Here is a 13,207-nt window from a genome sequence, read left to right as displayed (position 1 = left end):
GGACTTGTGACCCAGATACCTCCCCTGGATCAGGCCAGTCGGCCGCGCCACCGGCGGGCTCCGCAGATGACGCTGGGGCGCAGCGTGCTGGTGGTCGTGCTGGTCGCTGCCGCGTCCGCTGCTGCCGTGATGCTGTCGTCGCCGCCCGGCCGTGCCGCTGTTGCCTGGTGCGCTGCGGTCTCCACCGTGCTGGTGGCGGCGGGACTGGCTGAGGCGCAGTACCGGCTCCGCTCTCTCTGCCGGGAGCGCGATGAGGCGTGGGAGCGGGTGCGTCGCGCGGAGGTCGCCCAGGGGCGATCGCAAGATGAGCTTCGCCGTCTCCAGGCCGACATCGAAGGTGCGGCACGCGTGCTGCCCTTGGCGGTGGACCAGTTGCGGGAGCGCGCATCGGCCGCCACTGTGCTGGCGCGACTCGGCGAGCAGGTTCTGCTGCCCACAGACCAAACGCTCCGGGATGTCATCCACAAGACGGTGCACACACTCCACCAGGAGCATCGGCGGCTGACGTCCGCAATGGTCATGGTGCAGGGCTGCGGGAAGCGCCTCCATGCTGCGATCACCGACCACCTGCGGGAGATCGATGAGCGGAAGAGGCCCTACTGGGACGCTTCCGGCCCGATTCGTCGGGAGGACGTGCGCGCCGACCTTGAGGCACTCGATGCGAGGCTGTCGAGTACGGGGTTGCTGACCCAGCGGCTGCTGGCCCTTTGCGGAGCCCGCCGGGCGGGGCGTCCGTGGGCGAGGCCGGTCGCGTTGGAGCGCGTCGTGCGGGCGGCCGTGGGGAGCTGTGAGCACCATCGGCGAGTTGAGCTGGCTCTGCCCCAGGTGCCCGTCGCGGTCGCCGGGCCCGCTGTTACTGCCGCGATCCACGCGGTGGGGGAACTGGTCGACAACGCTCTGCGGTTCAGCCCACCGACGACGCTGGTGCGGGTGTCGGGCGAGGACGCCGTCTCGGCGCTGGTCCTGCACGTAGACGACAGCGGCTTGGCCATGGGTGACGAGACCCTGCGCCGTGCACGCGAGACCGTCGACGTCGCTCAGCCGCTCGACATCACCCAGCTCTCCGGAAGCCGACTGGGCCTCGCCGCCGCACGGCTCGCGGGTGAGCGCTTCGGTATGCAGATCGCGTTCTGCGCCTCCGCCTCGGGCGGCATCCGAGCCAGCGTGGTCCTGCCCCGCCAGTGGCTCACCCACGACGCCGCGTCCGTCCCCGCAGCCGTCCGTGCTCCGGCCCGTCCACAAAGCGGCGGGCCGTCGCCGGCCCGCGAGGGTGAGCCGCAGTCGCCGAGTTCGGCCACCGCACCTCAGCCACCTCCCGGCACCACGCGATTGCCCCGCCGCGTCCGCGGCGCCACGCGGTCCAGCCCGGCCGTGCAACCCCCCGGGCCGGGATCGCCGCCGACGCGAAGCCCGCAGGAATCCGGGCGGCGCGTGTCCGCCTTCCGCCAAGCCACCCGCGGCGCCACAGCGCCCGCACCGAATCCGTAGGAGCACGATGAACGCTGACCTTCCCTGGCTGCTCGACCAGCTCTGCCACGACACCCCCGGTGTGCTCCATGCCCTGCTCCTGTCCGACGAGGGGATGAAGCTCGCCCACGACAAGACCCTCGACCGCGACACCGCCGATCTCCTCTCGGCAATGTGCACCACGTGGCTCACCCTCTCTCACCAGCTGGAGAAACTGTTCGATACCGGAGGCCCGGCATTGACGGCCACCGTCGACACTCCGAACATCCAGCTGCTGGCAGTCGGGGCTGGTAAGGGCGCCATCCTCGCCACCGTGGCCACGAGCGAGGCCGACCCGGGCATCGTGGGCACCGCGATGTCCCAGTTGGTGGAGCGTGTCGCGGACCACCTGAGCGTCCCGCCGCGGTCGCCCCGGACTCCGTCGTGAGCGACGACTGGGACGTGCCGGACCGGTCGTTCGTCGTCCTGGGCGGTCGTACTGCCGCCGACTACGAACTCGATGCGGTTTCCCTGATCGTCACCGAGCGCGACGACACCGCCGGCCTCGGGCTGGAGGAGGCCGCCATCGTGCGGATGTGCGCCTCGCCCACCGGGGTCGTGGAGATCGCAAGCCTCCTGCGGCTGCCCGTGGGGATGGCGCAGGTCCTCATCTCCGGCCTCCTGGACCAGAACCGGGTCACCGCCCGACACCCCCCACCCGCCACCGCCGCCGCGCAACCAGATGCAGCTCTCTTGAGGGAGGTCCTCGTTGGACTCCGCAACAAGTCTTGAAGCCAGGCGGGTGCCGCTCCCGCAGACCGCCAGCCGCGGGGTGAAGGTCGCGGTAGCCGGCGGCTTCGGTGTCGGGAAGACGACCTTCGTCGGTGCCGTCAGCGAGATCACCCCGCTACGTACCGAGGCGGAGATGACCGCCGCGAGCATCGGCACCGACGACCTGTCCGCCACACCGTCGAAGACCACGACAACGGTCGGCTTCGACTTCGGCCGGGCCGCGCTCAGCGAGTCCACGGTGCTGTACCTCTTCGGCGCTCCCGGCCAGGACCGCTTCAAGTTCGTGTGGGACACCGTGTTCAACGGCGCCCTGGGCGCGGTGGCGCTGGTCGACACCCGCCGGGTTACGGACTGCTTCCCGTCCCTGGACCTGGTCGAGGACAAGCGCCTGCCCTACGTGGTGGCCCACAACGTCTTCGGACGCGAGGACCAGGAGCACACCCTGGACGACATCCGCGACGCGCTGCATATGGCCCCCGGCGTACCGGTGTTGCGCTGCGACGCCCGGGACCGGCAATCCGTCCGCGGCGTACTGATCGCCCTCGTCCAGCACGTGCTGGACCGCGCCGGCCTGCAGGAGGCAGACGCATGAGCAGTCCGCAGGCTCTGGGGCTCGTGGAGCTGCCCGAAAGCCACCGGGGGGCGATCATGCTGGGTGCCCCGGACTATCACCGCGACCCGGCCGAGGTCTTCTCCGAGCTGAGGCGCGCCTACGGGCCGGTGGCGCCGGTGCTGCTGGACGGGCAGGTGCCGGCCTGGCTGGTGCTCGGACACCGCGAGCTGACCCAAGTCACCACCAACACAGCTCTGTTCGCGCGCAACGTGGCGCGGTGGCGGCTGCGCGAGCAGATCCCGGACGAGTGGCCGCTGTGGCCGATGGTCGGCGGCGGCCTGGCAGGTGCTTCTCTCCTCTATACCGAAGGGGCCGAACACCGCCAGCGCGCCGGGGCGGTCAGCCGTGCTCTGTCCGGCGTCGACCCGGTCGAGTTCCGGGCCCAGTGCGAAAGGCATGCCGAGGACCTCGTCGAGTCCCTCGCGCACCGCGGTCGGGCCGAGTTGATGGCCCACTACGCCTTGCTGCTGCCGGTGATGGTGATGGGCTGGGCCCTGGGCGTGCCCGGTGATGAACACGAGGCTCTGATGGCGGCGGCCACCGATCAGCTCGCCGGCGGCGACCGCGCCTTGGCCGGCCACCAGCACCTCCACCGCACCATGCAAGCGCTCGTCGGGCGGGTGCGCGCGCGTCCCGGTGCCGATGTCGCCTCGCGGCTGGCCGCCGCCCCCGTCGGTCTGAGCGACGAGCAGCTCTGCCAGGACCTGATCGTTACCATCGTGGCCGGTCACCAGATCACCGCGAACTGGATGGGCAACGCCATCCACCGGATGCTCACCGACCGTCGCCATACCGACGCCTTCGTCCGTGGCCAGCTCGCCGTCAGCCAGGCCCTGCGCGAAGTCCTCTGGGACGACACCCCCACCGCCATTTTCGCCGGGCGCTGGACCAGTCGCCCCGCGCACCTCGGCCACGTCACCATCCCGGCCGGCGACCTGGTCCTGCTGGGGCTGGCCGCCGCCAATCGCGCCCCCCACCTCCGCCCCGAACCGGGCGCCGGCATGCGCGGCAGCCGGGCCTACCTGTCCTACTCCCACGGCCCGCACAGCTGCCCCGACCCGGCGCGAGACATGGCCGAGGCGATCGTCACCGCAGGGATAGAGGTGCTCCTGGACCGCCTTCCCGACCTGCACCTGGCCTGCCCGCCCGAGCAGGTCCGCTGGCAACCGACGGTGTGGATGCGCGGCCTGGAGTCCCTGCCCGTCACCTTCACCCCCACCCCACCGACCGCCCGCTACGCCGGAGGCACCCCGTGGATCTGACCCACCCGACTCCCGTCACCGAGCCGTCGCCGCCTGAGCTGTCGCTGTCGCGTCCGGTGCACCGGCTCGACCCGCACAGCCTCGATCTCCACTACGACGCCGCCGTCATGCGCAAGGCCGGCGCGGTCGTTCCGGTCCAGCTGCCCGGCGGCGTACCGGTGTGGGCCATCACACGCGACGCCACCGCCCGTGCCGCACTGCGCAACACCGACATCTTCCGCAAGGACCCAAGGCACTGGGCTGCCCTCCAGCGCGGCGACATCCCTGCCAACTGGCCATTGATCGGTCTGGCCGCACCGGCCGGACGCAGCCTGATCACGACCGACGGTGTCGATCACTGGCGTCTGCGCGGTCCGCTGGCGGCCGTGTTCACCGAGACGCGGGTACGGGCTCTGCGGACGAGCATCGACATCATCACCAAGGAGCTGCTCGCTGATCTCGCCGACGCTGCCACCGTCGCCGACGACGGGATCGTCGACTTCCGACAGCTCGTGGCGTGGCCGCTGCCGATGACCGTCATCAGCCTCCTGCTGGGCCTGCCGGAGTCCGAACACGAGGCGCTGCGTGGCCACTACGAGGTCTTCTTCGACGACACCCGCGATCCGACGGCCGCGCTCGCGGCCATCGAGGACATCATCACCCGCCATCTCGACGCCAAGCGCCGTCATCCCGGGGACGACCTCACCAGCGCCCTGCTCCAGCTCCCTGACGACGAGCAGCTGACGACGGAGGAACTCGTCGCCACCGTGCAGGTCCTCATCGCTGCCGGGCACGAGACCACCGTCCACCTCCTCGTCAACGGGGTGCTCGCCCTCACCAGCCACCGCGACCAGCTCGACCTGCTGCTCCAGGGCGATGTCTCGTGGGACCGCGCGGTCGAAGAGATCCTGCGGTGGCAGCCCCCCACCGCCAACTTTCTGATGCGGTTCGCCACCCGGGACAGCGTCCTCGGCGACGCCCTCATCCGCCGGGGCGACCCGGTGATGGTCTGCTACGCGGCCATGGGGCGTGACACCGACCGCTACGGCCCCACCGCGGACGATTTCGACATCACCCGCGAGGGCGGCCACACCTCCTTCGGCCACGGGCCCCACGCCTGCATCGGCGCGCCCCTCGCGCGCCTCGAAGGACGACTCGCGCTCGAAGCCCTCTTCAGCCGGTGGCCCGACCTCGCCCCGGCCGCGCCGGCGCCGCGCTCCCCCTCGGTCCTGATGAATTCCCACACCAGCCTTCTCCTCCGCCTGCGCCCCTCCCACCAGCGGCATGAGGAAGGAGCGGCGAAGTGACCACCGCGACCACCGACGACGCCGCGGCTCGGACGCTGGACCCGCGTCAGCTTCGGGACGATCTCCTCGTCCTGCGCCGTGTCGGCCGCAACACGATGCAGGCCGCTCCTGCGGCTGTTGCCCGCAACGTCGACATGGTCCGGCGCATCGCCCGCCACTGGGCTCCCGTCGGCCAAACCCGTCGCGCCGCCGCCAACGGCTCCGCCGCCGAGGAACGACGGTGGGACATCCTGCTGGCACGTGCCGACCCCGAGCGGCCCGTGACGTGTTATGCCGACCTGGTGGTGTACGCATCTGCCGTGGCGAAGCTGGTGCAAGCGCTGCACGACGCCATCCGGCCGGGCACCGCCGTGCCCGAAGTGGCCAGGGCCATCACGGCCGCAATCACCAAGGGCGACCTCCCCGTTGGGCTCGAACTCCGGGTGAACCAGGTGGCCTGCGGGCACCTGTCGAACTGGTCCGGGCCGCGGTGAGCAGCCTCGTTGACAGCAACGTTCTGGAGAGGCGAAGCCAACGGATCTTCCCGGCAGGGAGTCTGGACCTCCACGACGCGCTCGTCACCCACATTGCCGACCGGCTGCGCGCCCAGATCGCCGCCGGCGTCTACGCCCGCGATCACCGACTGCCCAGCGCGAAATTCCTGGCCACCACGGTGTGCAGCGACTCCGCACCCGTGGGACGGGCGCTGCTGATCCTGTCCGCCCAAGGCACGGTGCACATCGGCCCGCGCGGCAGCAAGGTGGCGCAATCCGCCCGTCTTCTCCACCCCGCCCCCACCACATCCCGTTACAACGAGAAGAAGCCACGGTTCAGCCGCGACACGATCGTGGCTACCTGCCACGCTGCTCATGAGCAGTGGCGCCGTCGCCGCCCGGGTCCGGCCGAGATGCTGCACGAACGGTGGCAGGACCTGCGCTCCATGGCCGGCCAACTGCTGGCGACGATCCCGAACCCGGCCAGTGAACACCTCTGCGCGCTGAGGCTATTACCCTCGGTCACGGTCCGGGCGGCTGCCGCCCGGAGAGAGGGTGAGCTGCGCGATGTCCAGCACTGCGATGCACCACGACATCCAGGTGATCTCCACGGCCGAGCACGTTCCGCTGGCCCGTCGTGAAACCGTCAAAGTCCTCGCACGCTGGGGCATGTCCGAGCAGGTCGTGGACACGGCGTGCCTGATCATCAGCGAGCTCGTGACGAACGTGGTGCAGCACGCGACCGTGCTCTCGCCCACAGCCACGGTCAGCTTCGCCGTCGAGGACAGGACCCAGCTGGTGCTGCCGTCGCGGATGCCCACCCGTTCAAGCCAAAGCCCCTACCAGCTACCCACGGCCTCGGGGGCCGCGGCCTGTTCGTGGTCAACGCCCTGATGAGGGAAGTCCGTGGTCGGGGCGAAGTCGTCCCGGACCCAACTAACGGAGGCAAGCGGATCGTCGTCCATCTGCCCCTGGTCCCCGCCGAGAACCCCAAGAGAGAAGGAAGCTCCGCGTGTTCATCGATATCCCGAGCGAACTCGAAGCCGCTCTGATCGACCGCTCTCTCCCGAGGTGGGAGCTGGACGGCTCGTTCCTAGCGAAGTCCACCATGGAGCGGTACCGGAGCGAGCTAACGGCCACCCCGCGGTTCGAGGAAACCGCAGCGATCCTGCGCCAGGCGCTGACCGAGGAAGGCGGCGGATACGCCGTGCTGCGCCTGGGGAACCTCGCCAAGGCACTGGGGAGCAACGACGACCGGTTCATGCGGCTGGCGACAGGCTTCGCGGCCGAGGTGGCGGCCCCCTTCTCACCCTTCCCGCGGTGGCCCCTGTGGAAGGATATCGGGGTCAAGATCGACAAGGACCCCGGCAAGTCCAGCGGCATCGGATACAACGCCTTCCATATGGACCTGGTGAACGCGACCTTACCCCCGGACTTCACCACGCTCCTGTGCGTTCGCCCCGACCCGCTCGGCGGCGGCCCCAGCATCCTCTCCGACGCGCACGCGGCGGTGGCGCGACTGTCGGAGGACAGCCGCGCCCTGCTGGCCGAGTCGGCCTACCACTACGGGACCTTCTTCGACCTGTTCGGCGTGGGCAAGGAGCACACGCCGTTCCCGATCCTGGACGGCTCCGACCCGGGCGCGGGGTTCGTCCGGTTCACCGCCAAGATGCTTGAGCGGTCCCAGCTCGGCCAGGCGCACGCCGACGCCGCCAGGGAACTCGCCCAGGAGCTTGTCCGGGGGCAGGTCTCCTTCATGCTCCAGCCCGGGGACTACCTCATCGTGAACCAGCGTCGCTTCCTGCACGGCCGGGAGGCGCTCCACAGAGGTCAGGAGACTGTCCCGGTCGCCGACCGGCGGCTGCTCCTCCAGCTCTTCCTGCGCGCGGGGGCCGGCGACGGCTCGGCCGCGTAGCTGGCCGACGCCAACGGTGACCTACTACCGAGTCCCGCCCCCGGGGACAGCCCCCGAGCGCGCGGCACGGCCACGGGGCGGGGCCAAATTGGGCACTCCCGGAAACGGTGGCGCACCGGGCTACCCGGGCCCGTGCGCGCTAGATGCGCGAGTTGCGCAGCGACTGCCACACAGCGCCGGCCAACGCCCGCGTCGACCGTGGGACCGACAGGTGCTCATGCTCGCGGTACAAGGCCCAGTTGTACTTGACCAGGGACATCTTGTTGGAGGACAGCGATCCCGCCTGACCCGCCCGGTACACGGCAAGCGGCTCGGCCAGGCCCCGGGCGTCAGCGCCGTCCCGCATGATCGACAGCCACAGAGCGTAGTCCTGGCGCTTGCGCATCTCCGGCATCAGCCTCGTGCCCAGGAGATTGCGGTCGTACATGGCGGTGAGAGCACCGATGTGGTCCTGGACCAGCATCGCACGGTAGTCCACGTGCGCCCGCGCACGGATCACCCGGCCGTTCGGGACCCAGTCGGTGCTCTCACCGTCGTAGTCGGCGTCCATCTTGAAGTACGAGGTGAACGTCAAAGGCGCAGTGGCCTCCGCGGCGAAGGCGAGCTGCTTCTCGGTCTTCTCCGACAGCCACATGTCGTCACTGTCGAGGAAGGCCACGTAGTCCCCGCGGGCCCGCTCGATCGCGAGGTTGCGAGCCCGGCCCGCACCGCCCCGCTCAGGTGCCGACTCCGGCAGGACGCGCTCGTCCTGCTCGGCGAACTCGCGAAGCAGATCCATCGAGCCATCGGAGGACTGATCGTCGGTGACCAGCAGCTCCAGGTCGCTGTGGGTCTGCGTCAGCACCGATCGGACGGCTGCGCCGAGGGTGGCTGCCGAGTTGTACACGGGCATCACGACAGACACCAGAGGCACAGCACTTCTCCTTGCCAGACCAGAAACGACAGTCCATTCAAACACCGCAATCGAGTAGGAGCTGCCATGCAGATAGTCGTCGCAGGTCAGGGCTACGTAGGGCTTCCCCTGGCTGTACGCGCCGCCGAGGTGGGTCACCGTGTCGTGGGCTACGACGTGGACGCGCACCACGTCCAGCAGCTCGCGGCCGGCCAGTCCTACGTGAGGGACGTGGACTCCTCGCGGCTTCGCGCAGTGCTGGACTCCGGGGCCTACTCCGCGACCGCCGACGCCGCCGAGCTGGCCGGATTCGATCTCGCGGTGATCACCGTGCCGACCCCACTGCGGGACGGCGTGCCCGACCTGACGTACATCGAGTCCTGCGCCCGGACGCTGGGCGAGCACCTTCGCCCCGGGGTGGCGGTGGTCTTGGAGTCCACGAGCTATCCCGGCACCACCGAGGAACTGCTGCTGCCGATCCTGGAAGAGACCTCGGGCCTCAAGGGCGGGGCGGATTTCCTGGCCGGCTTCAGCCCCGAGCGGATCGGAAACAAGCGGTGGTCGTTCGACGGGACGCCGAAGCTGGTGTCCGGAATCGACGCCAAATCGCTCGACGTGATCAAGGGCTTCTACGACGGCATCTTCGAGACCACGGTGCCGGTGTCAGGGCCGAAGGTCGCCGAGCTGGCCAAGCTGCTGGAGAACACCTTCCGGTTCGTCAACATCTCAATGATCAACGAGATGGCGATGCTGGCCGCTGCCCTCGGCGTGAACATCTGGGAGGCGATCGACGCCGCCGCGACCAAGCCGTTCGGATTCACGAAGTTCACCCCGGGGCCGGGGGTCGGCGGGCACTGCCTGCCCGTCGACCCGATGTTCCTCTCATGGAAGGCCCAGCAGGAGCTTGGCATCCCGTTCCGGTTCGCGGAACTCGCCTCCGACGTGAACCGGCACATGCCCGACTACGTCGTCCAGCGCCTCGTGGAAGCACTCAACAAGCGGGGCATGCCGGTCAGCGGATCTCGGATTCTGCTGCTCGGCCTGACCTACAAGTTCAACGCCACCGACCTTCGCAATTCCCCATCGGCGCGTGTCGCCGAACTCCTCATCCGCCTCGGCGCCGATGTCTGCGGCGCCGAACCCAACATCCCGGACGGCGACGACACCGGGCTAAACGTGCCCCGGGTCGATGCCACCCCGGAAGAGGTAGCCGCCGCTGATGCGGTGGTTCTTCTCATGGATCATCCGCGCTTCGACCTCGCGATGATCGAGAAATGCGCAACCTACGTTCTCGACTGCCGAAACCGCCTTTCCGGGCCAAACGTCGAGACTCTTTAGACTCTCGAAATCCCCCCGGGCCCCGCGGCCAAATCCTCCATCTTCGGGAGTTGTCTTGCGCGACGAATGGGAACACGCCCACACGGACTACACCATGCCCGCGCAGCGGCAAATTCCTGCCTCGCTGGCCGAAAGCGAGAGCGACTGGCGCCACTACCTGGAGCACTCAACCCCCAACGGCTGGCTGATACGGCGCAACGCGATGACCGAAGCACTCGTCAGCGGAAAACCGATGTACCTGCTGCACACCACCAAGGACATCGCCGCCATCCGCATCAGCCAGCAGTTGCACGTCTCCACCGGATGCCTGGTCGGAGCGCTGTACTGCTCACCTCTCACCAGTCAGCGTGAGGGACTGCGACCCCACAACCTCGGCGCCTACCTGATGCGGACGAAGCCGTCCGCCACGCCTATGGTCTTCGAGGTCATCCCGGACGCCCCGATCCGGCCCAAAGGCGTCGACTACCTGCATCTCGGCGCCGTCCACCTGCGTACCTACGAGCGCTACCGGAGCTTCCTGACCCTGGCCGAGAACGACCAGCTCGACCACGCCGTGCTGACCGGGCTGCGTGCCGCGGCCATGTTCTTCGACGTCGCCCTGCGCAACGCCGCCGGCCATGCCACTCCGGCACCCGACTTCATCGACCAGTTGTCCGGCGCCGTGACCCACGTGCCATTCCTCGGCTACCTGTACTTCGAGGTTCTGTCTGAATACCTGATGCTCCACTCCGTTACTCCGGAGACCAAGACGCATGCCCAAGCCGGGGAGCTGAACAACTGGCTCTACAAACGACTCGCCTTCGCCGCCGTGGACGGCATGGACCAGTTGTTCGACCTGGCTCGTTTCAATCCGCGGCATTACCGGCTCGTCCAGCTCATCGAAGGACTGGAACCGGTTCTCGGCCCGGGAGTCGCCGATTACGTCCGGCGACGACTGTCCCACCTGTTCGCCCGGACCGCGCTGCACCCTTCCGAGGATGCGGCGGCGGTCACGTTCCTGGGCGCTGATCTCAGCACGCTCCGGAACGTCGCACCTGGACTGATCGGCCAGATGATCTTCCGCGAGATCCGGTACATGCCGCGCTACCAGCAGCTCTACCACTGCTTCGAAAAAGCCAAGGCTCTTGAGGCATGGGAATACTGGAACAGCGAGGGAATACCCACCCCCTTCAATGGAATCCTCCCCAAGGGAGAGATGGGGATAAATCCCGTCTACCCCAGGTCGGCAGTCAGAGCATGGACGGCAGAACAGGACAGCAAAGGCTACTTACATCCGACCGAGGAGGTCACGGCCGTCTTCACACCGCACCTGGCGTCGTGGTGGGCGCCACCTCGTCAGCGCGAGAGGCCAAACGTCATCGAAATCGTCCATGGGGCTGGAAGAACTCATCTTCCGCTCAGCGAAATCCGAGAGGGTGCATAGGTGAGTCAGGGAATGCTGCCGGTGGAGCAGTTCGTAGAGTCGCTGCCGCGATGCGCGATGTGGGCGGCATTGTTCTTCACCGACGAGAATGACCGGCCCCTGCTATTGCGTGCAGTCAATCAAGCGAACGTGTGGCAGTTTCCGGGGGGCGGCGCCGAGGAGGGAGAGTTCCCGTTCGAGACGGCTGTCCGCGAGGCCAAGGAGGAGACAGGGATCTCGTTCGAGGGAAGGCCGCGACTACTCGCCGTGCGATTCCAGCCGTTGCGCCCGGACTGGCCCATCAACCAGCTCGGGCTCATCTTCGATGGCGGCCGGCTGTCCCCCGAGCAGCTCGACGAGATCGTGCTCGATCCAGCAGAGCACACGGAGTTCGATGTGCGGTCCCTGGCGGGGTGGCAGAAGGCACTGAGCGAGCGGCGGTACGCGCAGCTCGGGCGGCTGCTATCGGCCAGGGACGGCGGCGATGCCGCGTACCTGATCGGTTAGACCCCGCGCCCGCTACAGCTCGCGGGCGCCCGGCTCAACTGGCCCCGGGAGCCGATCGTCGATTTCCGGCCAACGGCCATCCGTGAACGGAGTTTCCGCATGACCGACAAGCTTCTGAACATCCTGACCGGCATCAACCGTCCCTCCGTACCTTCGTCCGGGGGCATGATCCTCGTAAACGATCTCTACCAGGCAATGCCTGACGTCCACACGACTTTCCTGGGGAGGGCGCCGGCCGATCAGGCTTGGACGGCCGCGTTTGATCATCTGATCACCCTCTCCACGACGAAGCGCCCTCAAGGCCCCTGCTTCGACTCGTACGTCGATGAGCTGACGCGCGAGGTGGGTGCCCTCATCGAAAAGATCCGGCCGCATGCCATTCACGCTCAGTACCTCGGGTTGGCTCTCAGCCTGGCCTTCACCCGAACCGCCGGCAACATCCCGATCATCGCCATCGCCCACGGCCCCGACGTGATGGTGGCCGAGCGGACCGCATCGGAACACGAGGCCATGAATGAAGTCGCTGCCGCGAGCGCCGCGATCGTCGCCCCGACCGCCGCCCTCGCCGAACGCATCGACCGTCTCACCGGACGCCGATTCACCGATCGGCTCACGGTCATCCCGTGGGGCATCCCTCTGAACAATGCCCGAGTACACGATCGACCGCCTGCTAGCCCTGGCCCCCTGTCTCTGGTGCAGGCCGGTCGCCTGGACGACAACAAATCTACGATCACCGCCGTCGAATCCCTCGCATTGACCAATCAGCCACACCACTTGACCGTGATCGGCAAGGGCCCCCTACGAGAGCATCTGGAACAGCGGGTTATCGAACTCGGGCTGCGGGAGCGGGTCCACTTTGTTCCGTTCCTGCCGCGCGCCGAACTGTGGCGCCGCCTGCCGAACTTCGACGCCTGGGTCTTCACGACCACGGGCCTAGAGGCTTTCGGGCTCGTCCTCATCGAGGCTCAAGCCCACGGACTTCCGGTCGTCTACTCCGATCTTCCCGGTGTGCGGGAAATCGTCGGAGGCGGTGGTGTTGCCTACACCCCTGGCGATCCGTGCTCGCTGGCTGTGGCGCTAGACGAGATGGGCCGGGACTTTCACCAGCGCCACCCCCTGGCCAAGGCGGCTCTCGACAATGCCTGCCGATACGACATCACTACCACCGGCCGCCAGCTTCGCGAACTGACGCTCCGCGTTGCCTCCTAACCGGGTGCACACCGAGCAGTCCCGCGTCTGCTCGATCCGCCGACGCCCGGCACCGTGGAGTCCTACGCCTGG

General features: G+C 68.4%; 15 protein-coding genes. 14 read left to right on the top strand and 1 reads right to left on the bottom strand.

Annotated elements, in window-relative coordinates; genetic code table 11:
• Positions 1-66: 66 nt before the first annotated feature.
• The 10 genes from ACWC9R_RS12685 to ACWC9R_RS12640 all read left to right on the top strand — a co-directional run bounded on the left by ACWC9R_RS12685 (position 67) and on the right by ACWC9R_RS12640 (position 7,787).
• Positions 67-1,488 (top strand): ATP-binding protein, encoded by a 1,422-nt coding sequence (locus tag ACWC9R_RS12685; protein ID WP_450731030.1) that lies wholly within the window; start codon positions 67-69, stop codon positions 1,486-1,488.
• A gap of 7 nt (positions 1,489-1,495) precedes the next feature.
• Complete coding sequence (locus tag ACWC9R_RS12680) at positions 1,496-1,894, top strand: roadblock/LC7 domain-containing protein (RefSeq protein ID WP_450731028.1); 399 nt, start codon at positions 1,496-1,498, stop codon at positions 1,892-1,894.
• Positions 1,891-2,238: a DUF742 domain-containing protein gene (locus ACWC9R_RS12675; RefSeq protein WP_450731027.1), complete on the top strand. Its 348-nt coding sequence runs from the start codon at positions 1,891-1,893 to the stop codon at positions 2,236-2,238. The genes ACWC9R_RS12680 and ACWC9R_RS12675 overlap by 4 nt, the downstream gene beginning before the upstream one ends.
• On the top strand, positions 2,216-2,830 hold the full coding sequence (locus ACWC9R_RS12670) for a GTP-binding protein (protein ID WP_450731025.1): 615 nt from the start codon (positions 2,216-2,218) through the stop codon (positions 2,828-2,830). The genes ACWC9R_RS12675 and ACWC9R_RS12670 overlap by 23 nt, the downstream gene beginning before the upstream one ends.
• Positions 2,827-4,113 carry a cytochrome P450 gene (locus ACWC9R_RS12665; protein ID WP_450731024.1) on the top strand — a complete coding sequence of 429 codons (1,287 nt, stop codon included), beginning with the start codon at positions 2,827-2,829 and terminating at the stop codon, positions 4,111-4,113. Before ACWC9R_RS12670 ends, ACWC9R_RS12665 begins: the two co-directional genes overlap by 4 nt.
• A complete protein-coding gene (locus tag ACWC9R_RS12660) occupies positions 4,104-5,399 on the top strand; it encodes a cytochrome P450 (RefSeq protein WP_450731022.1) in 1,296 nt (431 codons plus the stop codon). The genes ACWC9R_RS12665 and ACWC9R_RS12660 overlap by 10 nt, the downstream gene beginning before the upstream one ends.
• Complete coding sequence (locus ACWC9R_RS12655) at positions 5,396-5,872, top strand: hypothetical protein (RefSeq protein ID WP_450731020.1); 477 nt, start codon at positions 5,396-5,398, stop codon at positions 5,870-5,872. The genes ACWC9R_RS12660 and ACWC9R_RS12655 overlap by 4 nt, the downstream gene beginning before the upstream one ends.
• Positions 5,869-6,513 carry a GntR family transcriptional regulator gene (locus tag ACWC9R_RS12650; protein ID WP_450731018.1) on the top strand — a complete coding sequence of 215 codons (645 nt, stop codon included), beginning with the start codon at positions 5,869-5,871 and terminating at the stop codon, positions 6,511-6,513. The genes ACWC9R_RS12655 and ACWC9R_RS12650 overlap by 4 nt, the downstream gene beginning before the upstream one ends.
• Entirely contained in the window at positions 6,455-6,766 is a 312-nt protein-coding gene (locus tag ACWC9R_RS12645) for an ATP-binding protein (RefSeq protein WP_450731016.1), read from the top strand. The genes ACWC9R_RS12650 and ACWC9R_RS12645 overlap by 59 nt, the downstream gene beginning before the upstream one ends.
• A gap of 118 nt (positions 6,767-6,884) precedes the next feature.
• The gene (locus ACWC9R_RS12640) at positions 6,885-7,787 is read left to right on the top strand and encodes a TauD/TfdA family dioxygenase (RefSeq protein ID WP_450731014.1); all 903 of its coding nucleotides are present in this window, start codon (positions 6,885-6,887) and stop codon (positions 7,785-7,787) included.
• Positions 7,788-7,926: 139 nt separating this feature from the next.
• Here ACWC9R_RS12640 and ACWC9R_RS12635 read toward each other — a convergent pair whose 3' ends face one another.
• Positions 7,927-8,700: a glycosyltransferase family 2 protein gene (locus ACWC9R_RS12635; RefSeq protein ID WP_450731012.1), complete on the bottom strand. Its 774-nt coding sequence runs from the start codon at positions 8,698-8,700 to the stop codon at positions 7,927-7,929.
• 66 nt (positions 8,701-8,766) lie between these two features.
• On the opposite strand from ACWC9R_RS12635, the gene ACWC9R_RS12630 reads away from it, so the two are divergent.
• The 4 genes from ACWC9R_RS12630 to ACWC9R_RS12615 all read left to right on the top strand — a co-directional run bounded on the left by ACWC9R_RS12630 (position 8,767) and on the right by ACWC9R_RS12615 (position 13,135).
• Positions 8,767-10,017 carry a nucleotide sugar dehydrogenase gene (locus ACWC9R_RS12630; RefSeq protein ID WP_450731010.1) on the top strand — a complete coding sequence of 417 codons (1,251 nt, stop codon included), beginning with the start codon at positions 8,767-8,769 and terminating at the stop codon, positions 10,015-10,017.
• Positions 10,018-10,072: 55 nt separating this feature from the next.
• Positions 10,073-11,440, top strand: coding sequence for a hypothetical protein (locus ACWC9R_RS12625; RefSeq protein WP_450731009.1), 1,368 nt, complete (start codon positions 10,073-10,075; stop codon positions 11,438-11,440).
• 12 nt (positions 11,441-11,452) lie between these two features.
• The gene (locus ACWC9R_RS12620) at positions 11,453-11,926 is read left to right on the top strand and encodes an NUDIX domain-containing protein (protein ID WP_450731109.1); all 474 of its coding nucleotides are present in this window, start codon (positions 11,453-11,455) and stop codon (positions 11,924-11,926) included.
• A 99-nt stretch (positions 11,927-12,025) separates the two neighbouring features.
• Positions 12,026-13,135: a glycosyltransferase family 4 protein gene (locus ACWC9R_RS12615; protein WP_450731007.1), complete on the top strand. Its 1,110-nt coding sequence runs from the start codon at positions 12,026-12,028 to the stop codon at positions 13,133-13,135.
• The last annotated feature ends 72 nt before the right edge of the window (positions 13,136-13,207 follow it).

It is taken from the genome of Streptomyces sp. NPDC001219 (assembly GCF_053597915.1).
Note: the sequence above shows the minus strand (reverse complement) of the source record. Positions and strands in the feature narration are given on the sequence as shown.